The 20,546-nt window shown below is 51.5% G+C and carries 16 protein-coding genes and 1 riboswitch; of the genes, 13 read left to right on the forward strand and 3 right to left on the reverse strand.

Going from position 1 to position 20,546, the window contains the following annotated elements; all coding sequences use genetic code 11:
* The first annotated feature begins 84 nt into the window (after positions 1-84).
* The 4 genes from AC0LWT_RS04235 to AC0LWT_RS04250 all read left to right on the forward strand — a co-directional run bounded on the left by AC0LWT_RS04235 (position 85) and on the right by AC0LWT_RS04250 (position 4,180).
* Positions 85-957: a glycerophosphodiester phosphodiesterase family protein gene (locus tag AC0LWT_RS04235; RefSeq protein ID WP_474679967.1), complete on the forward strand. Its 873-nt coding sequence runs from the start codon at positions 85-87 to the stop codon at positions 955-957.
* A gap of 36 nt (positions 958-993) precedes the next feature.
* Entirely contained in the window at positions 994-1,881 is an 888-nt protein-coding gene (locus AC0LWT_RS04240; protein ID WP_474679968.1) for a carbohydrate ABC transporter permease, read from the forward strand.
* The gene (locus AC0LWT_RS04245; protein ID WP_474679969.1) at positions 1,878-2,699 is read left to right on the forward strand and encodes a carbohydrate ABC transporter permease; all 822 of its coding nucleotides are present in this window, start codon (positions 1,878-1,880) and stop codon (positions 2,697-2,699) included. The genes AC0LWT_RS04240 and AC0LWT_RS04245 overlap by 4 nt, the downstream gene beginning before the upstream one ends.
* A gap of 89 nt (positions 2,700-2,788) precedes the next feature.
* Positions 2,789-4,180, forward strand: coding sequence for an ABC transporter substrate-binding protein (locus AC0LWT_RS04250; protein WP_474679970.1), 1,392 nt, complete (start codon positions 2,789-2,791; stop codon positions 4,178-4,180).
* A 61-nt stretch (positions 4,181-4,241) separates the two neighbouring features.
* Here the strand turns inward: AC0LWT_RS04250 and AC0LWT_RS04255 are convergent, their stop codons facing one another.
* Positions 4,242-5,102, reverse strand: coding sequence for a helix-turn-helix domain-containing protein (locus AC0LWT_RS04255; RefSeq protein WP_474679971.1), 861 nt, complete (start codon positions 5,100-5,102; stop codon positions 4,242-4,244).
* Between the two features lie 107 nt (positions 5,103-5,209).
* On the opposite strand from AC0LWT_RS04255, the gene AC0LWT_RS04260 reads away from it, so the two are divergent.
* Complete coding sequence (locus AC0LWT_RS04260) at positions 5,210-6,331, forward strand: glycoside hydrolase family 88 protein (RefSeq protein ID WP_474679972.1); 1,122 nt, start codon at positions 5,210-5,212, stop codon at positions 6,329-6,331.
* Between the two features lie 154 nt (positions 6,332-6,485).
* Here AC0LWT_RS04260 and AC0LWT_RS04265 read toward each other — a convergent pair whose 3' ends face one another.
* Positions 6,486-6,917 (reverse strand): hypothetical protein, encoded by a 432-nt coding sequence (locus tag AC0LWT_RS04265; RefSeq protein ID WP_474679973.1) that lies wholly within the window; start codon positions 6,915-6,917, stop codon positions 6,486-6,488.
* 174 nt (positions 6,918-7,091) lie between these two features.
* Between AC0LWT_RS04265 and AC0LWT_RS04270 the strand changes: the two genes are divergently transcribed.
* The 6 genes from AC0LWT_RS04270 (at position 7,092) to AC0LWT_RS04295 (ending at position 16,176) form a co-directional block, all read left to right on the forward strand.
* The gene (locus tag AC0LWT_RS04270; RefSeq protein WP_474679974.1) at positions 7,092-7,514 is read left to right on the forward strand and encodes a MarR family winged helix-turn-helix transcriptional regulator; all 423 of its coding nucleotides are present in this window, start codon (positions 7,092-7,094) and stop codon (positions 7,512-7,514) included.
* Positions 7,515-7,570: 56 nt separating this feature from the next.
* Positions 7,571-8,839 (forward strand): MFS transporter, encoded by a 1,269-nt coding sequence (locus AC0LWT_RS04275; protein ID WP_474679975.1) that lies wholly within the window; start codon positions 7,571-7,573, stop codon positions 8,837-8,839.
* A 74-nt stretch (positions 8,840-8,913) separates the two neighbouring features.
* Positions 8,914-9,588 carry a class D sortase gene (locus AC0LWT_RS04280; RefSeq protein WP_474679976.1) on the forward strand — a complete coding sequence of 225 codons (675 nt, stop codon included), beginning with the start codon at positions 8,914-8,916 and terminating at the stop codon, positions 9,586-9,588.
* A 56-nt stretch (positions 9,589-9,644) separates the two neighbouring features.
* Positions 9,645-9,733: riboswitch (cyclic di-GMP riboswitch) on the forward strand.
* Between the two features lie 13 nt (positions 9,734-9,746).
* On the forward strand, positions 9,747-10,553 hold the full coding sequence (locus tag AC0LWT_RS04285; RefSeq protein WP_474679977.1) for a transglutaminase-like domain-containing protein: 807 nt from the start codon (positions 9,747-9,749) through the stop codon (positions 10,551-10,553).
* Positions 10,554-11,001: 448 nt separating this feature from the next.
* On the forward strand, positions 11,002-14,790 hold the full coding sequence (locus AC0LWT_RS04290) for a collagen binding domain-containing protein (protein WP_474679978.1): 3,789 nt from the start codon (positions 11,002-11,004) through the stop codon (positions 14,788-14,790).
* A gap of 258 nt (positions 14,791-15,048) precedes the next feature.
* Positions 15,049-16,176: a response regulator gene (locus tag AC0LWT_RS04295; RefSeq protein WP_474679979.1), complete on the forward strand. Its 1,128-nt coding sequence runs from the start codon at positions 15,049-15,051 to the stop codon at positions 16,174-16,176.
* An 88-nt stretch (positions 16,177-16,264) separates the two neighbouring features.
* On the opposite strand, the gene AC0LWT_RS04300 is transcribed toward AC0LWT_RS04295, so the two are convergent.
* Positions 16,265-19,363: an ATP-binding protein gene (locus tag AC0LWT_RS04300; protein WP_474679980.1), complete on the reverse strand. Its 3,099-nt coding sequence runs from the start codon at positions 19,361-19,363 to the stop codon at positions 16,265-16,267.
* Between the two features lie 101 nt (positions 19,364-19,464).
* On the opposite strand from AC0LWT_RS04300, the gene AC0LWT_RS04305 reads away from it, so the two are divergent.
* Both AC0LWT_RS04305 and AC0LWT_RS04310 read left to right on the forward strand, forming a co-directional pair.
* Positions 19,465-19,845, forward strand: a complete 381-nt coding sequence (locus AC0LWT_RS04305; RefSeq protein ID WP_474679981.1) for a response regulator — start codon at positions 19,465-19,467, stop codon at positions 19,843-19,845.
* 241 nt (positions 19,846-20,086) lie between these two features.
* Positions 20,087-20,404, forward strand: a complete 318-nt coding sequence (locus AC0LWT_RS04310) for an MGMT family protein (protein WP_474679982.1) — start codon at positions 20,087-20,089, stop codon at positions 20,402-20,404.
* Positions 20,405-20,546: the final 142 nt, after the last annotated feature.

A 20,546-nucleotide genomic window follows, 5' to 3' on the forward strand; every position in this document is an offset into this window, starting at 1 on the left:
AATAATTTTACTTTAATCAAGCTATTTTTTGTCATTTTCGAACTACTTACCCTAAAAACAGACACAGAATAGAGGCTGAAGCAATTGAACCGCAAACAAGGCAAACAAGCTAATCAAACGATTTTTGAAAACATTTATTCCGATTTCCTGGATTGCAGCGGCAGGACCATGATTGTGGCGCACAGGGGGAATTGGAGGCAGGCGCCTGAAAACTCCTTGAAAGCCATACAACATTCGATCGATGCAGGAATAGATATGGTCGAAATTGATGTGCAGCCAACGAAAGACGGCTGCCTTATCCTGATGCATGACGAAACGGTCGACCGCATGACGAACGGCTCCGGCCGGATCAGCGACCTCACTTTTAACGAGCTTCGGGCGCTTCGTCTCAAGGAGGGTCAAGGCGAACGGAATGCCATGCTGACTGACGAAACGATTCCTACGCTGGCCGAGGCCATGCTGTTGGCAAAAGATAAAATTATGATCAATTTGGATAAATGCTGGAACGTGCGCGAAGAGGTTTATCGGGTTTTGATGGAGACCGGAACGGTGAAGCAGGGGTTGTTCAAAAGCACGGCAGAGATCGAAGAAGTCGGGGAGTTTCTCGAAAACAAAGCGGAGCGCCCGGAATATATGCAAATTATCGATGAATCCAATCAGCATTTGCTCGGGCACTTGGATGATCTGCTGGCGCGAATCAAACCACGGGCTTTCGAGCTGCTGTTTGAGCAGGACGACAGCATCATTATTGCGGCGGAGACGATCCGGCGTTTGCAGGGGTCCGGCAGAATTTGGACCAATACGATGTGGGATTCGTTATGCGGCGGGCACGCCGATGAACTTTCGCTTACGAATAAGTCGCTAGGTTGGGGCTGGCATATCGAACGCGGCGTCAATATGATTCAAACCGATTTGCCGGACGAGCTGTTCGCATTTTTAAACGGGCCGGGCAAATAGCGGAAAAAGCATAATGTTCAGGGAGGCTTGCGCGATTTGATTAAACGTGATTACAAAATGAGGGAAGCGGCGGTCGGATACGGGTTTTTGCTTCCCTCCCTGCTGGGATTCGGCGTCTTTATGTTTTATCCGTTTTTGATGTCGGTCTATTTAAGCGTGCACCATACGGATTTGCGCGGGAAAATTACGGGGTTTGCCGGGCTTTCCAATTATGCCGAGCTGCTCACTTCCGGGCATTTTTACGAAAGCTTGCAGCGTTCATTCGTGTTTGCGCTGATGACGATACCGGCGTGCATCATCATCTCCGTGTTTCTGGCGATCGTGACGCATAAAAAGAGCAAAATCAATCTCATTTTTCAATTCATCTTTTCGATTTCCATTGCGATGCCGGTCGGCATAGCTTCCGTCATTTGGAAAATTTTATTCCATCCTTCCGCAGGGATGCTCAATTATTTCCTGGGTTTTGCCGGCGTGTCTCCGGTCGGATGGTTGACCGATCCGGCGTTCGCGATGCTGTCCGTTTCGATCATGACGGTTTGGCTGAATATCGGGTTCACGTATTTGGTCATTTTGAGCGGGGTCAAAGGGATACCTGAAGAAGTGTACGAGAGCGCCAAAATCGACGGGGCCGGCCCATTATCCTCGGTTTTCAAAATTACGCTGCCGCTGCTGTCCCCGACTTTATTTTTTATAACTATCATTTCCGTTATCGGCGCCCTGCAAAGCTTCGGGCAAATCTCCATGCTGACAAAAGGCGGGCCGATGAATGCGACAAATGTCGTTGTCTACGATTTGTACCAGGAAGCGTTCGTCAATTACCGTTTCGATACGGGAAGCGCGCAAGCGATCGTATTATTTCTGATCCTTTTGCTGCTCACGGTCATTCAGTTCCGGGCGGCGGAAAGGAGAGTCCATTATTCATGAAAAAAACTTGGCAGCATTCGGCTTTATTGGTTTTGCTGGGCTTCATAGCGATAGTGATCCTTTATCCTGTGTATTATGCTTTTTCCGCGTCATTGCTGACTCCTGCGGAGATGGATTCCTTACCGCCGGTTCTTTGGCCGTCAAGTTTGTACCTGGAGAACTTCAAAACAGTGCTGTCGCTCGTTCCCGTTGCGAGGTTTACGCTGAACAGCTTCATCGTTTCCTTCGCGATTACGGGAGGCCATTTGCTTACGGCCAGTTTGGCGGCTTATGCTTTTGCGTTCGTCCGGTTTCCGGGCAAACCGTTTATTTTCTCGCTGTTTTTGGCCACGATGATGATTCCGTGGGAAGTCACGATGATCCCCAACTTCCTGACGATACGCAGCTGGGGATGGATCGATTCGTATTCAGGCCTGATCGTACCTTTTCTGTCGACCGGATTCGGCACGTTTTTGCTGCGGCAGTTTTTCATGCAGCTGCCCCGGGAAATTTTTGAAGCGGCCAAAATGGACGGATACGGGCATGTCCGCATTTTTAGCAGCATCGTGCTGCCGCTATCGCGTTCCGCTTTTGCGACATTGGCCTTATACAGCTTCATCGGAGCGTGGAACATGTATTTGTGGCCGCTGTTGATTACGAACGATCAGAGCATGCGGACGGTGCAAATCGGCGTGAACATGCTGCAATTTGAAGATTTTACCTCATGGAATCTGGTGTTGGCCGGTGTGACGCTCATGATGCTGCCTCCGCTCGTGCTGCTGGCGCTTGGGCTGAAGCAGCTTGTCGGCAATATTACGCTGGGGTCGCTCAAAGGGTAGCGCCGCTACAATATCCGGGTCGATCCGACACCGGTTTAACATAGATATCGTCCCAATCATAACGGCAATACAAAGGAGACCGAACATTTATGAACCGCACAAATTGGAAAGCGTCTATCTCAGTTGCAAGCGTCGCAGCGATGCTGCTCGTACAGGGGTGCGGCAGCGCAGCCAAGCCTTCATCCCCGGACGGACAGCCGGCATCGGCTGCGGCTTCCGCCTCCCAGGCCGCCCAGGCAAGCAAAGCTCCGGTCACAATCGTTTGGTGGCATTCGATGGGGGGAGAGCTCGGCAAGGCGCTCGATCAAATCGTCAGCGACTATAACGCCTCCCAATCGAAAGTCATCGTGAAAACACAGTTCCAAGGCACCTATGACGAGTCGCTGAACAAATTGAAAGCATCCATGGATTCGAAAAGCGGACCTACGATGGTCATGAGCAACGACGTCAGCACCCGTTTCATGATCGATTCCAAAGCCATTACGCCGATGCAAACTTTTATCGACCGCGACAAGTTCGACACGGCCCAGTTCGAAGAACATATTCTGAACTATTACACGGTCAACAACAAACTGTATTCCATGCCGTTCAACACCTCGAATGCCATTTTGTACTACAATAAAGATTTGTTTAAAGCGGCAGGGCTGGACCCGCAAAAGCCTCCGCAGACGTATGAAGAAGTCATCAAAGCGGCCAAGACGCTTACCTCAGGGGGCGTTACAGGCTTCAGTCTGTATATCGAGCCGTGGTTTATGGAGCAGTCCTTTGCCAAGCAAGGGGCGGAGTACGTCAACAACAACAACGGACGTACGGCGCCTGCGACCGAATCGTATTTGAATAAAGAAGCGGGCCTTAAAACGATGACCTGGTGGAAGACGATGGCCGACGACAAAATTGCGATCAATTTCGGAAGATCGGGCGATGACGCGAAAAAGGCGTTTTTGGCCGGACAAACGGCCATGATGATGAACTCGACAGGCGCGCTGCGCGGAATCGTCGATTCGGCCAAAGGCAAGTTCGAAGTCGGAACCGGCTTTTTACCGGTGCCGGAAAGCGCCTCTAGCGAAGGCGGGGTCGTCATTGGCGGGGCGAGCAACTGGATCATGAGCAACAAACCGCAGGAAGAGCAGGACGCCGCATGGAACTTTATCCAATATTTGTCGACGCCTAAAGTTCAAGCCCTGTGGCACGTTAGCAGCGGTTATTTCCCGATCACGAAGAAGGCGTACGATGAGCAAATTGTGAAAGACAATCTTGAGAAATATCCGCAATTCAAAACGGCTGTCGATCAGCTGCACCAGTCCAAATCGAACTTCGCCACCCAGGGAGCCGCCATCGGCGTGTTCCAGGAGCAGCGGCAGTTCGTTGCAAATGCGATCGAGGAAGTGCTGAACGGCAAAAAATCCCCGCAAGAAGCGTTCAATGCAGCAGCGGAAAATAGTACGAAATTGCTGGTCAAGTATAACCAGATGAACAAATAGCAGCATCATAGACAAAGACAGGGCGAAAAAAGCATTCGTCCTGTCTTTGTCGTTTGCGCCACTACCTGTTTCTATATTTGAGCGGGGTCGTTCCGACTACCCGTTTGAACAGCTGAATAAAGTAAGACACATTCGGAATGCCGATGCGTATGCCGATTTCCTCGACCGCCAGGCCCGTCGTCTCCAGCAGCCGGCAAGCTTGTTTCATGCGTCTGGCCGTCAAATAATCCGTAATGCTGCTGCCCGTTTCATGGCGAAACACTCTGGAGATGTAGCTGGTGGACAGATGCGTTTCTTGCGCTAACCGCTCCAGGCTCACCTCCTCTTGGTAATGCGCTTCGATCCAGCGCATGATCGTCTCCGAGTAGCGGGGAGTTCTGCGCGCCGCCTCCTGATTGAATTTCTCTTCCGCGCCGGGGTGCGCCATATCCACCGCATTTAAAATTTGCAGCAGCAGCAAGGCGATGTCTTCGCTGTCGGGCAAGCCCTTCCGGTTATTGCGGTCGTAGGAGCAATAAATCCATTCCATTTGTTCTACGATCGGGGACAGATCGAAGGCATTGTTACGGTCGCTTCCCTGCCACAAAGCCGCGAACAGGGCGCGCTTCTTCGGAAAGGGGCGCAGCTGCCGTTCTATAAGATTCGGATCTACATAGAAGATCGAGCGGACATATGGCGTTTGCGGACTGACTACGGCGTGGATGCGGTGCAGCTGAAAAGGCTGAAAAAAGAAAAACATGCCGCGCTTGATATCGTAAGCCTGCCGGTTAAGGACGATGCTGCCCTGCCCTTCGTGTACGAAAACAATTTCGCAGCATTGATGCCAATGGTAATAGCCTTTGAAAACGTGTTCCGACCGTATACGGTAGTCCCAGACGATTTCCTTGCGGTCAAAGACTACTGGCTCGAAAAGCTGATTCATGACCTGGCCCCCAAAATGACAAAATATCAACATTTTCTTACATTGTATCATAACTTTTGGGCGATACGGAGGAGTATAATGGATAAAAATTGCTGGAGGTATTCAAAATGAACACGAATTATTGGCAGGGTATCATGGAAAAGCTCGATCAAAAAATAACCCGGACCATCGCTCAAATGGGCGATAAATGCCCGCATTTTGCCGAAGAAGACGGCAAATTCGACGACATCGGTTCCGATTGGTGGACGACCGGTTTTTGGCCGGGCATCCTGTGGATCATGCATGACATGACCGGCAAGGACATCTACAAGGAAGCCGCCTGGCGATGGGACGGCGAGCGGGAACAATGGTTCGTGAAGCCGACGGAAGAGCTTCATCACGACGTAGGCTTTCAATTTCTGCCGACGGCCGTCATCAAGCATACGCTGACAGGCGATGCCGACGGATTCCGGCGGGGTCTGGAGGCGGCGAATTTTTTGGCCGCGCGCTTTAACCCTGCCGGCAACTTTATCCGCGCCTGGAACGGCGGGCCTGAGCACAGACCGGTTCCCGGCTGGGTCATTATCGATTGCATGCTGAACATTTCGCTGCTGTTCTGGGCGCATAAGGCAACCGGCGATCCCCGATACAAGCATATCGCCATCCGGCACGCCGAGACTACTATGCGGCACGGTGTCCGGGAAGACGGATCGACCAGGCACATCCTCTCGTTCGGTCCCGAAACCGGCGCCTACATCGAAAATTTCGGCGGCCAGGGCTTGTCGGCGGAATCGTCGTGGAGCCGCGGTACGGCGTGGGGGCTGTACGGTTTTGCCAACACGTACCGGCACACCGGCGACGAGCGCTTCCTCGATACGGCGAAACGGATCGCGCATTATTTTATCGCGGCGCTTCCTGAAGATCACGTGCCGTACTGGGATTTCCGCCTGGAGTCGCTGGAAGGCATGTCGCGGGACAGCTCCGCCGCATCGATCGCCGCATCGGTGCTGCTGGACTTGGCGGATTTTGTGCCTGCGGGGGAGAAGCGGCTCTATGCCGGAGCGGCAGAGCGGATACTGCGTTCGCTGACCGAGAACTATGCGACATGGGATCGGCCCGAGCATGAAGCGATTTTGCTCCACGCCACCGGAAGCGGCACTTCCTTTATCGATGTTTCGCTTATTTACGGCGATTATTACTATGTGGAAGCGATTTCCAAACTGAACGGATGGAAGCACCGCATTTTCTGACGGATGTCCGGCCGGATCCCCCGGCGGGGCAACCGCAAGCGCCGGAAGCCGCCGAAGCCGGCCAAGCGGCCTGCGAAGCGGCAACAAGCCGGGAGTGAGAGTCGGCCAAGCGGCCAGGCGGCCCGCGAAGCGGCAACAAGCCGGGAGCGAGAGCCTACGCATCTTTGAGCAGTGCTTCGCGCAGAAAACCTGCAAAAAGTGCATCTTTTTGCCCGTGGATGCGTTTGAGGAGCGATATTCCTGCAATTCTTAGGCTGTTGAACACCCCCACGGTAGAGGAGATAGCCATAATCTGCCTGGCTGTACGAAGAAAACCTGCAAAAATACATGAATTTGCGTCCTTGTTCGCTGGCCACGAAGAATTCCTGCAAAAATGCAGGCTTTTCACCAAACATATAGGCTCATACTCACTTTCAGCGAAAATTCCTGCACTTTTGCAGGTTTTTCGCCAAAATAAGCTAATTTCGGAGGGAAAACCTGCACTTTCGCAGGTTTTTTCCCTAGCAAGCTGCTTACTGCCCAGTTGTGCAGTTCCACGACCTACACCGGGAAAGGCGTGCGCCCAGAAAAAGCGGCTGTCCTCCAAATTAGCTACACTTGTGTTTCCCTAGCCCTCATAGAGTGCCGCGACTTTTTCGCGAACGGCGCTTCCATCTTTTTTTGCATTGACAATCGCAGCGGGAAGTTTTATATTCGTTGTACATACAAAATAAAAAACGCGCTGGGAGCTGCGCGCGGTTCGGAAAGGGGCGCCGTTTCAATGGATGAAGGATTTCTGCACAATTGTTTATTTTTCACCACGAACCGTTTAAGCCGTGCCATTACGAGAATGGCCGAAGAAGAATTCGCATCGACCGGACTTAGTCCCATGTACGGATTTTTGATCCGACTCGTCATCGGTACTCCCGGAATTTCCCAAAAAGAATTGGCCGAAAAGCTCTATATAACGCCCTCCACGCTTACAAGATTTATCGACAAGCTGGAAGCCAGACGTTTGGTCGAGCGCAAGGTACAGGGGAAAACCGTGCTCGTATATCCGACAAGCAAGGGAAAAGAGCTGGAAGGCGACATTCGTCAAGCCTCGAAAAATTTGCGCCTCAAATATGAAGCCATTTTGGGTGCGGAAGCTTCGGATCAATTGTCCAAAAACCTTGAAGCGACGAGCGAGCAATTGGAAAAGTAAGCATTTCGATTTTTTTAGTGTTTTGGTTGTACAACGAAAAAAGGAGTGACCAGCGAGTGAACCGAAGCGTGGGATCGTCGAAGCTTTATTATGGATGGGTGGTTGTGCTCATCACCTTTGTTACTTTGCTCGTGTCGGCGGGAATCCGCTCCATGCCGAGCATTTTCATGCTTCCGTTCGAAAAAGAGTTCGGCTGGAATCGCGGCAGCATATCCGGAGTCGTATCGATCGGCATATTTTTGTATGGCATCGTAGGCCCTTTTTCGGCGGCTTTGCTGGCAAAGTTCGGCATTCGGAGAATGATGGTAATATCGCTGGCGGTATTGGCCATAAGCCTTTCCATTACGCCGTATATGAAATATTTGTGGCAATTCGAGCTCATTTGGGGATTTGTAGCGGGGCTCGGTACGGGGATGATGGCCAACGTGCTTGGTGTGACGGTCTCCAATCAATGGTTCGCCAAACGGAGAGGGCTTGTCGTCGGAATGCTCACGGCCAGCGCGGCTACAGGCCAACTGCTGTTCCTGCCTTTACTGGCCAAAATAACGGTGGAAGCCGGTTGGAGGTATTCGATTTATACGGCAGTGGCGGTCGTTGTGGCCGTGCTCGTTGTCGTAGCGGTCTGGATGCGGAACCATCCTTACGACGTAGGGGCCGCTGCCTACGGTTCGGAAGAGATCGTCAAACCGGATGCGTTCCAAGGAAGCATTTTTCTTACGCCGCTGCGTACGCTTCGGTCGGCAATGAGCAGCAAAACTTTTTGGCTGCTTGCGGGGACGTTCTTCTTTTGCGGCTTCTCCACAAACGGGCTGATCGGCACGCATCTCATTCCGGCTTGCGGGGATCACGGCATTCCGGAGGTGATGGCCGCAGGGCTGCTGGCTCTGATGGGGCTGTTCGACCTGATCGGCACAACGCTTTCGGGATGGTTGTCGGACCGCTTCGACAGCCGCTGGCTCCTCTTTTGGTATTACGGGCTGCGCGGTCTTTCCCTGCTCTTTTTGCCGTATGCGCTTGATTCAAGTCCGATGTCGCTCTTGATTTTCTCGGTCTTTTACGGGCTTGATTGGATTGCGACGGTCCCTCCGACCGTGAAGTTGGCTTCGAAAGAGTTCGGCAAAGAAAAGGCCGGGATGATTTTTGGCTGGGTAGTCGTCGCTCACCAGTTAGGCGCATCGGCAGCGGCATATGGCGCCGGATTGATGCGGGACTGGATGGGGACTTATACCATTGCCTTCATCGGCGCGGGATTCGTCTGCCTGCTTGCCGCAGTTATGGCCGTGCGGATTTCGAGAGCGGGAAGCGCGGTTCGTCAAGCGATGTGATGGATTTTGCCAGGAGAAAGAGGTATAATGCCCAATAGATATGAAATCGCGCTAAACAAAGGCAGGAAACCCGCATGATAAGAAAAATCGTTTCCCTGGCATGCATCGTCCTCGGCATCATCGTTTTTCTTTACCCGACGGTCAGCGATCGCTATGAGAGCTATCAGCAGCAAAAAATTTTGCGGCAATGGCAGGAAAATTTGCGCCATATCGATGAACCGGCCCCCGAGACGGATGCGGCGGCGGTCAGCGCTCCTTCTTCGGCCGGGACATCCGCAGAGATGCCGCCGGTAATCCCTTTGAGCGCGGAGCCGACAGCGATGCCGGCAGCGATGGAGCTGAAAAATATCGAGGGCGTTTTAATCATCGACAAGATTAATTTGAAGCTGCCGATATTAACGGATGCGACGCCGGGCAATCTGAAGCTGTCCCTTGCGAGCATTGCCCATACAGGCAAAGCGGGCGAAGTGGGGAATTATGCCATTGCCGGCCACAGGAACCTTACTTACGGCAAAAATTTCAATAGGCTGGACGAAGTGGACGTAGGAGATTTGGTCGAAGTGGACACAGGCAGCAAACAGTTCGTGTACAAAGTCGAAAGCAAACAGTACGTTCTCCCGGAGGATGTCTGGGTGTTGAACGGGAACGGCAAAGACAGCGAGATTACGCTGATTACATGCCATCCGATGGAAAACCCGACGCACCGCATCGCAGTCAAAGGAAAATTAATAGAAACTAAGACTAGTTAAACGGACAAGTCTATGATATAATCGCTCTATTAAAAAAATAAGATTTCGGTGCTTTCCACCGATAAAGGCAAATCTAGCGAAAGCTAGAGACGCAAAACTAAAGGGCCTTCCTTAGCAAGCGCTAAGTTGGCAGCCAGTTACCGAAAGGAGAGTTTTTTATGTTCAAAAAAACCTTTGTATCCATGATGGTCGTTGCACTTCTTCTGATCCTTGCACCGAAAGGGACTTACGCAGCTTCCGCTCAAGCGGCAGTAGACAAAAGCCTTCTGAACAAAGGAGTCGTTACAGTCAACTACGCGAATGCGAAAAATACGAAAGCCCTCGTCCGGATTTCCAAAGGGAACGTCAAATTTGATTATAACCTGGCTGAAGGCGCCCAGTATCCTCTGCAATTAGGCAACGGCAGTTACACTGTTCTCGTTGCGGAGTCGACAGGCGGCAACAAATATAAAGTAGTCGCGCAAGAAACGGTCGATTTGAAGATGGACGACGAAAATGCAGTGTTTTTGCAATCCATTCCGCTCATCGATTGGAACAAAGATACCAAAGCGGTTGTGAAGGCCAAGGAACTGACGGCCAAAGCCGAGACGGACAAGGACAAAATTGCCGCTATTTATGCCTATATTACGGCAAATATTACATATGATAACGATAAAGCGCAAACCGTCGAGGGCGGTTACATCCCGAATTTGGATGAAATTTATGACGCATCGAAGGGAATTTGCTATGATTATGCATCTACTTTTGCGGCCATGGCAAGAAGCGTAGGCATTCCGACCCGTCTGGTTATGGGTTATTCGGCTGAAGCGCCGGAAACTTATCATGCATGGAATCAAGTTTTCCTGAAAGATACGGGCGAATGGGTTACGATCGATACGACGTACGACTCGGCTCGGGTACAAGGCGGACAAGACACGCCGATGCTGAAAGATGCTGCAAACTATACGATCACCAAAATGTATTAAAAGCGAAGTTCCGCTCCGAGAGCGGGAAATACAATAGATGAAGGAACTTGCATTCGAACCTGAGTGCGGGTTCTTTTTTTGTTGCGGCTGTTTGTTCAGTTTATGTTCAGTATTAAGTTTTAGAATACAAAATGTGACTTGTTTTTTACAGAGAGAAAAAAGAAAAAAGAAAGAAAAGTTAATCCGACCGGGAGGGAGTGAAGCAGGCGCCGGAGGCAGAAGCGGGAAAAGGCTTCAATTCGGCCGACAAAGCGTGAAGCAAAGCAACGGAGTCAATTTCATACTTCAATTCCCTTGATCGGTTTGGATCATGAAGGTCGGAGAAATTTCGCGATCCGGCTATTTCAGTTGCTGCGGACCGGAATATATAGAGAAATAGAGCGCAGCGATTGAAATTATGAAATTGACTTCAGCGAGGTTGAACCGGGAATGGAGGAATTGAAAGACAATGTTGAAGAAAAAAACAAGTGCTCTGCTGATTGCACTTTTGATTTTTATGCAGAGCATTTCCGGAGCGGGCTTTTTAAATCAAGCGAGCGCTGCGACGATTTCAAGCAATATTATCGATAGCGTGTCGTTAGCCGTATACGACAGCGCCGGTCAAGTGGTGACGGGCAACGTGTACGAGCAAGGTTCCAAAGTACAGTTAGATTACACATGGTCGCTCCCCAATGGTCATGGTTACCACAGCGGGGATACATTTACGTTCACGTTACCGCAAGAGTTTCTGCTTTTCAATAATATCGGTCCTAGTCCGCTATTAATAGACAACGAAGAAGTGGGAACGTTTAGCGTGAACAAAGATACTCATGCAGCCGTTATGACCTTTAATAACTACATAGAGACTCATGATAACGTACGAGGCATCCTTGCACTCAACACGCAATTCGATAAGCAAAGAGTTACAGGCAGCACTACGCAAATTATTAAAATTCCGATCAAAAGCGGCGAACAAGTCTTTACGCTGAAATTCAAGCCGAACATCACTTCGACAATCGGGAAAAGCGGCGTGCCGCAAGGCTTTAACGCCAAAAACATCGACTGGACCATCGACGTGAACAAGACGCTCGATTCCGTACAGAACGCGGTTGTAACCGACCCGATTCCTGCGGGGCTCTCGGTTCCGGTTACGGTGGCCGTGTACGATCTGGGCGTTAACCTGGATGGCAGTGTTGTCCAGGGAGCACTGATTGACCCTAGCAAGTACACAGTGAACAATACGGGCAATACGCTGACAGTCAACTTCACAGACAACCCGATTGACTCGGCATACCGTATCCAGTTTACGACGCCGGTTACCGATGTTGACGCAACGTCGTTCGTAAACACGGCAACGTTTCAAGGCAGCAACAAAGCTCCGGTTAACGCTTCGGCAACCGTAACTGTACAGCATGGAACCGCATTGGACAAATCGTCGACGGGCTACAGCTCAAGTACGCAGACCATTGACTGGGCAATCAAGTACAATTACAACGAAAAAACGATTGCACAGGCATCGGCTTTCTTGACAGACCTGTTCGACAATACGCAGGATCTTGTGGCGGGCTCCATTCATGTATATCCGGTTACACTGGATTCGACAGGAGCAGAATTGCTGGGCAGCGAAGTGCCTGCCGCTCAGTACACAGTGACTGCCGCATCCGCTGCAGGCAAAAACGGATTCACCCTAGCGTTCAACAGCGCGATTAATTCGGCCTATAAAGTTACCTATCAAACGAAGGCTAACGATCGCGTTATCACCGATGCTACAATTACGAACAAGGTGACTTCCGGAGGCGGAGACAGCAAGACGGCTACGCGCGGGATTAACCAGTTAGTTCTTATCAAGAACGTCGGAGCGGCAAACTACCAAGCCAAAACGGTAGCATGGAACATCGCGATTAACGGCGATAACGAGCCGATGAGCGGCGTAGTTGTAACGGATACATTTCCGAATAAAGGGCTTCACCTCGTACCGGGTTCGTTGGTAATCAAGCAGGGAACCGTTACGCTGGCGGAAACAACCGATTACACGCTCGACGGTACTGTGGCATCCGATCAGGGCTTTAAAGTGACTTTCGTCAATCCGCTTTCAGGTCCTGTCTCGATCAGCTACGTGACCGAGTTCAACAACGACTGGATCAGTCCGGCCGGAAGCACGACCGATTTCATCAACAATGCGACAATTGACTGGACGGACGCGGATTCAAATACCCATACGAAAACGGTGTCTGCAACTTTTGTTCCAAGGAACGAAGTGAAGAACAACGGGTTCAAGTATGGGACCTACAACGCTTCAACGAAACAGCTAACGTGGACGGTAGGGGTAAACTATAACGGCAAAACGCTGAACGGAGCTGTAGTCGAGGATCTTTTGGAATCGCAGCAGAAGCTGGTTGCGGGTTCTCTTGTCGTCTACAACATGACGATCCCGGCAAACGGCAATGCAGCTCAAGGTACAGTAGTCGACAATACTTACTACAATTATACGGTAGGCAGCGATAACAAGCTGGTCGTTACATTCACGCAAGCCATTTCGGCCCCGTACTTTATTGTTTTTAAAACAACCCTTGAGGGCGAGCTTATCAACAATACAGTGAGCAATACGGCCAAATTGTTTGATGGAACCAACCCTGTGTCCAACAATTTGACGGCCTCCGTCAACATTCCGAAGGGCGGCGAGTACGTCAACAAGAACGGCGTGCAGAACGGAGATAAAATTAATTGGACGATCAACATTAACCGCGGTCAATCTACGGTAGCGGATGCGAAAATCGTCGATACGCCGACCGATAACCAACTGCTGCTGCCGAACACGTTCCATCTGTTTGCAACGACAATTGCTGCGAACGGAGATGTGTCCAAGGGAGCCGAGTTGACCAAGGGCACGGATTATACGCTCAGCATTCTTACAGACAATAACGGCAAGCAAACTTTCGAGTTGAACTTCCTGCACGAGATTAATACGGCTTACATTCTTGAATATCAATCATTGATTGTTGCCAATGATCAGGATACGGTCTCGAATAAAGTCAGCTTTAGCGGCAACAATGTGAGCGTAGTGACCAAAGACACAACCAAAGACATCATAGTCGGTGTCTCAAGCGGATCGGGTACAGGCAGCGGCGTCAGAGGCACGTTAACCGTGAAAAAGGTCGACGCAGCCAATAGCACTGTTGTGCTAAGCGGAGCAACTTTTGACTTGTACCGGATATCCGGTACATCCCGGTCATTGATCAGCACTCTGACAACGGATTCGACAGGTACGGCCGAATTCAAGAAGCTGCTGGCAGGAAGCTACGTTATCAAAGAAACCGCAGCTCCGTCGGGATACGTGCTCGATTCGAGCGACCATCCTATAACGATCAGTTCGACGGCTGGCTTTACTTTGAACCTAACGAACGCTAAAGTGGCGGGACCGACGCCTACACCAACGGTAACGCCGACGCCGACACCGCCAGTCACGACACCGTCGCCGACACCGACGGCAACGCCAACGACGACACCGTCGCCGACACCGACGGCAACGCCAACGACGACACCGTCGCCGACGCCATCGGCAACGCCAACGACGACACCGTCGCCGACACCATCGGCAACGCCAAGCGCGACGCCGTCGCCGACACCATCGTCCGGCGGATCATCCGGCGGATCGTCGTCAACGCCGACGCCATCGCCGACACCGTCGGCTTCGCCAAGCGCGAGCCCGTCACCGACACCGTCGGCTTCGCCGAGCGCGAGTCCGTCGCCGTCAACATCGCCGACGCCAAGCGCGACGCCAGCGCCGTCGACATCTCCGGCGCCAAGCGTAGCACCGTCGCCGTCAGCAACGCCGGCACCTTCGGTGTCACCGGCTCCGACGCCTGCGGGCGATCAAAAAACGACGGACCAGGACACACCGATTGAAGGTGATGTAGACGTGCCGCTCGGAGGCATTCCGTCCATCGGCAAGCCGCCGAAGAACGGTACGTCAACGATAGATCCGGACGGTCATTGGACGTATACTCCGAACCCTGGATATATCGGAAAAGATACGTTGACTATTCTTGTCAAAGACAAGGACGGAAATGAGAAGGAAGTTTTGATCGACATCGACGTTCAGGAAGTTCCGCTCGGCAATTCTCCGAGCAAAGGGAAACCGGGACCGGTAGCGACGCTTCCGAAAACAGGGGAAACGAGCCAACGGTACGTTGAAGCGGCCGGCCTCGTCTTGATCCTTCTTGGGTTCCTCCTGAGAAAAAGATTGCTGAAGAAATAACGCAGCGTAATTTTATCCCAATTAACAGCCTGTCGGAATCGTTCCGGCAGGCTGTTTTTCGCATTTGACCATCGTCAATATGGCTTCAAACTGAAAAGGAATGCTATAATGTAGGAAGATTGCCATATACAGCTTATTTTATAACATCGATTCGGTACGCAATTTGCTGCGGCAAAGTCAGTCTCGACGGCCTTAAGTCATGCTGCGTCGGGATTTTGTATATACGTGGTGTGATGAAACAACAGGACGGTGAAATTTGTGAGAGCTATAGCCATTGACGACGAGCGGCTTGCACTGATTCAACTGGAAAAAATGCTCAAGGAACAAGCGGAAATAGAAGCTGTGGACACTTTTCTGGACCCGGAAAAGGCGCTGCGGATGGCGGCGAGATTACAGCCTGACGTAGCTTTTTTGGACATTCACATGCCGGAAATATCAGGGCTGGAGCTGGCGGAAATGCTGCAGAACGCCTGTCCGGATTTGGACATTGTGTTCGTTACGGCTTTTGACGAATATGCTTTGCAGGCTTTTGAATTGAACGCGGTGGACTATGTGATGAAGCCGATGATCAAAAGCGACCGGCTGAAGGCGACCGTCCAGCGTTTGGCGAAGCGCAGGGAACATTTGAAGCCGCTCGTTTCGGTTCCGAAATCTTTTGTGATTCGCTGCTTTCAAACGTTCCAAATCGATCTTTCCGGAGAGAAGCTTAATCCTGTCAAATGGCGCACCGCCAAAGCGCAGGAGGTATTCGCTTACCTGGTTCATCATAGGGGACAATTGGTGCGCAAAAGCGTTCTCAACGAGATGCTATGGCCTAATTTTGACGAGAAGAAAGCGATGGCTCATTTGTATACGACCATTTATCAAATCCGCCAATGTTTAAAAAAGGAAGCGATCGAAATACCAATCCAAACCATCAGCATGGAAGACGCGTATATGATCGAAGCGGACGCGGTGAGCGTGGATGCCGCCGAATGGGAGCGGAGTCTGGCGGCGCTTGCGCCGATCGAAGCGGGCAATCTTGCCGAGCATCAACGTGTGTTGGACGCCTACCGGGGGGATTATCTGGGAGATTACGATTATTTGTGGGCGGAGAATGAACGGCAGCGCTTGCGCATGCTGTGGCTGAATGAAGCGCAGCAATTGGCGGAGTATTACGTTCATCAGGGCCTGCGGATGGAGGCTATGTCGGTCTATCACCGCATCCAGACACGCCAGCCTTATTACGAGGAGGCTTACCATGCTTTGATGGTGCTCTATGCGGAAATAGGCGACAGGAGCGCGGTGGAGGAGCAGTATCAGAAGTTGTGTACACTGCTTGGGGAAGAGTTGGGAATTGCTCCCCAGGCTTACATTTCCGAGTGGTACGAGCAATGGAAACAGTAATTGCCATGAAAGCACCCGTTGTGCTTGATATAAAAAGAAAGGGCTGGATGCCTGCACAGGCGTCCAGTCCATTTTGTATGCGGAAAGATCAATATCGCGCTTCCGCTTGTTTCGCCGCTTGAAAGGCAACCGTCGTTCCGCGATCGCCGGAGCTTTGGATGTGCAGCCCTCTGCCGTAAATTTGCTTCAACCGCCGGTCCGTATTGCGAAGGCCGATGCCCGATTCGGGGCGCCGATCCAATATCCGCTGCAGCGTTTCCGCGTTGATGCCCACGCCGTTGTCCACGACAGCAATTTCGGCATGATCGCCGCGGTCGGCGATTCGGATGAGCACCGTGCCTCCCCACGAACGATTTAATATGCCGTGCTTTACGGCGTTTTCTACCAGAGGCTGGATGGAAAGAGGAGGGATCAGCAGTTCGAGCTGTTCGTCCACTTCCCAAACGATCTGCAGCCGTTCTTCGAAGCGTTCCTTTTCGATAAACAGATAAGAACGGACGAGATTCAGCTCGTGCTCAAGCGGAACAAGCTGCTCGGCATTTTGGAAATCGAAGCTCGCCTGCAAATAGCTGCCGAACGCTTCGAGCACGCCGCGCATTCTGGCCGTATCAATCTCGCTGAGCGCGGATATGGCATTGAGCACATTGAACAAAAAGTGCGGTTGAATTTGCGCCTGAAGCCACGCAGCTTCCATGCGGAGCCCTTGCCGGACGGATTGTTTCAATCCGGTCAACGCCCGAACCCGGGCTCGGAGCTCTTTCATATCGACCGGCTTGGTCACATAATCGTTAGCTCCCGCAAGAAACCCGGCTTCGATGTCCTCAGGACGGCTGCGGGCCGTCAGCAGCAGAATAGGAAGCTCGGACATCGAGAAGCGATCGCGTATCGTGCGGGTCAGTTCATACCCCGACATTTGCGGCATCATGACGTCGGCAATGACCAGGTCGCAGCTGCGGGAAGCAAGCAGGGACAGCGCCTCTTTGCCGCTTGAGGCTGCCTGAGTGTTGTAATGCTCATAAGAAAGGGCATTTACCAAAATATTCAAATTAACAGGATCGTCGTCTACGATTAATATTTTCATCCTGTCCCGAGTGCTCCCGGCATCCGCCGCAAAGTTCGCAGCAGGCAAACCGGAAGCCGCTGCCAATTCTTTTGCCTCATAGACGATAGGGGAAACGGTTGCGGTATGCCGCTGCGCCGATGAATCGGCAAGCCGGAGCGACAAAGTGAACGCCGAGCCTTGTCCCGGTGCGGACTTGACCTGCAGCATCCCTCCATGCAGCTCTGTCAACTGCTTGGCGATGTTTAGACCGAGACCGATGCCGCCCCCGATCGCGGTTATGCTGGAATCGCCCTGCTCATAGGGCTGAAATATCCGCTGCCGCGTCTCCTCATCCATACCTATGCCCGTATCCGCAATCACAATATGCGCTTTGCCGTCCTGCACGTAAGCTTGAATCGTAACGGTCCCTTCTTGCGTATATTTGACCGCGTTATGCAGCAGGTTGAACAAAATTTGAATGAGCCGGTTTTCATCGGCGGCTACGAGAGGAAATCGTTCCGGGATATGATTGTGCAGCCGGATAGGCTTATCTTCGGTCATAAAGCGAAGCATGTCCAGAACGCCCGAAACTACCGGCTGAACCGATAAGCTTTGCATCTGCAGACGGATGCTGTTCTCCTTGAGCCGCGTTAAATCCAGCAAGTCGTTCAGCGTAAATGACATGCGTTTTCCGATCGTAATAAGCAGCTCCAGATTTTTGGCGCTGCCGGGGTCCAGCGGTTTTTTCCCGTTGTCAAGAGTCGCCTGAGCGATATTGAGAATTCCGTGGAGCGGATTGCGCAGTTCGTGCGATGTGTTGGCCAGAAAGTCGTCTTTTTGCTTGTCTGCTTGCTGAAGCTTGCGGGCGAACTCTTCCATTTGAACGGCATTGCGAAAATAACGTTTAAACCAGAACGCGGCAAAAGCGAACATGATAACGATCAGATCCAAGGGGTAAAAATTCAAACCCGTCCAGAACGAACTTTTGATTACACCCCATATGGAGTTTGTCATCAGAGCGGTCACGCCGAAAAACAAATAAATGGCTTCATTGTCGCCTTTCATCGCAGAGCGCAGCATGAGCACAGGCAGACCCAGAAAAACAGGTAAAATCAAGAAGGAAAACAAACTGTTTACGTGCGACGTGTAGTGCGTGGGGATCAGCAAAATAACCAGGGCGACCGCAGCGCACAGCGCCGAGTACCAATTAATAGCTTTGACCGACGAGTATCTGGGCAGCAGCTCCTTGGTCATCTGCAGGAGGGACACAGCAATTCCGAAAAAAGCCAGATGCAGCAGCCTGGCGCCCCAGTCGTAGTTGAGCGGCACCCATATGAGCAGCATTTTATCGTCGTCAACCAGCACCATAAGAATCGCGCTAACGATGAGCAGCGAAAATGGAAGCAAAATTTTCGGGCGAATGCCGATCAGATAAAGAATAGAAGCGTATACGAGATGCATCAAAAAGATAACGCAATCCATCAACTGCATGCTTTCGGTGAACCGCTGTTTGCCGCTGACCGCTTGTTCCGTTCCGAATTTGACGGAGCGGATAATGCCTCCCTGCTGCTTGTTGTCAAAGTTAGCCGCTTGAATGACGATGTCGATCTGATTCGAATCGGTAGTGAAAAAAGCGGTATACGGGACGTTGCGCCCCTCATACTGCCCGGCATCAGGCGCCGGACGGCCCGATTGTCCGAGAAGTCGGCCGTCCACGAACAGCTCGGACGAGGCCGGAACGTTTTGAACGCGGATGCCGAATTTTTGCCTGCCGTCTCCATCGATCAGAATGCGCAAATGATACGTGCCAAAGCCGAGAGCCGAATCAGGCTTCGGGGACAGGGCCGGCTTCCAATTGCCGGGAACTTGAAGAAAGCTTTTCTCCGCAGCGGACGCCGGCATACTCGCAAAATTGCCTATCAGCCACGTGCCCGGGTAAAACTCCCATTCGCCGTCCAGCGTCAAAAGCCCCTTCGCGTTGAAATCCCAATTTCTTAAATCCAACTGCCCCTGGATGGCGCGGGGGTAAGCGGGCGCAGCGTCGAGCGAGTACCAAACGATGCGGATTCCCGTAATCATCAGGAAAAAAATCGCCGTTAAATAAACTATTTTCGTTTTCGTCATAATACTCTGTAATTTCGACAAAACATACGCTATTCCTTCATCGCGGAACCGCCAATTGTTTAGTAATTGTTCAAATGCCGCAGGTAATATGGAATAGAGCATCAAACAAGGAGGGACATCAAGTGAACGTACTGGTGACGGACGATACAGCGTTTATGCGGATGATGATGTGTTCATTGTTGGAGTCAATGGGTTTTAAGGTTATAGCCGAAGCCGGTAACGGCAAGGAAGCGGTTGAGATGTACAGCAGATTCAGGCCCGATCTGGTGACGATGGATATTACAATGCCGGAAATGGACGGAATAGAAGCGCTGAAGCGAATCAAGAAAATCGATGCCGAAGCGAAAGTCATTATGTGCTCGGCCATGGGGCAGCGTCAAATGGTGCTGGACGCGATTCGCAGCGGCGCAAGCGACTTCGTCGTCAAGCCGATCCAAAAGGATCGGCTGCAAGAGGCGGTCGGCAAGCTGTTTCATTTGCAAACGGCCGACAAGCCGAAATAATGCAGGCCCGCAACTTGAAAAGCGGTTGACTCTTGGGGCAGTTTGATCTGCCCGGGGGGTCAGCCGTTTTTGCTGTGTCCGCAACCTTAAGATTGGACACTGCCCGCAAATGAAGTGCGGCTGTCGGCGAACGGTTCGACAGCCCTGGCTGCCCGAAGCGGCCCGGCTTGCCGGGCTTTTCTTGAAATGGAACGCTTTTGGTGAAATAATGGTAGTAATAACCAAAACGCGAGGGAACGAGATGACTGTTTTCACCGAGAAAGTAATTTCGATTATCAGGGGCATACCGGAAGGCCGGGTAATGACATACGGGCAAATCGCGGCGCTGGCTGGCAGCCCGAGAGGCGCAAGGCAGGTCGTGCGGATCCTTCATTCGATGAGCAAAAAATACCGGCTTCCCTGGCATAGAGTCATCAATTCAAAAGGGGAAATAAGCATTTTGGATGATGAATCTTCTCAGCTGCAAGCTTTTCTGTTGCATGCCGAGGGTGTAGAAATTACGAATGGCCGCACGATCAGTCTGGAGCATTATCAGGTTCGCGCGGAGGCGGCGGAATGAATGGCCTACAATCAGCAGTTGAAAATCATGCACGGAACCGATATAATGTGCTTATAGGTATTGCAGTTAATCGTATTGACTGCAACTTTTTTTAAAAATTACTGTGCTTTGTTAAAGCTCAGTAAAGGTTCGACCAAAATTT

It is taken from the genome of Paenibacillus sp. sgz302164 (genome assembly GCF_056120505.1).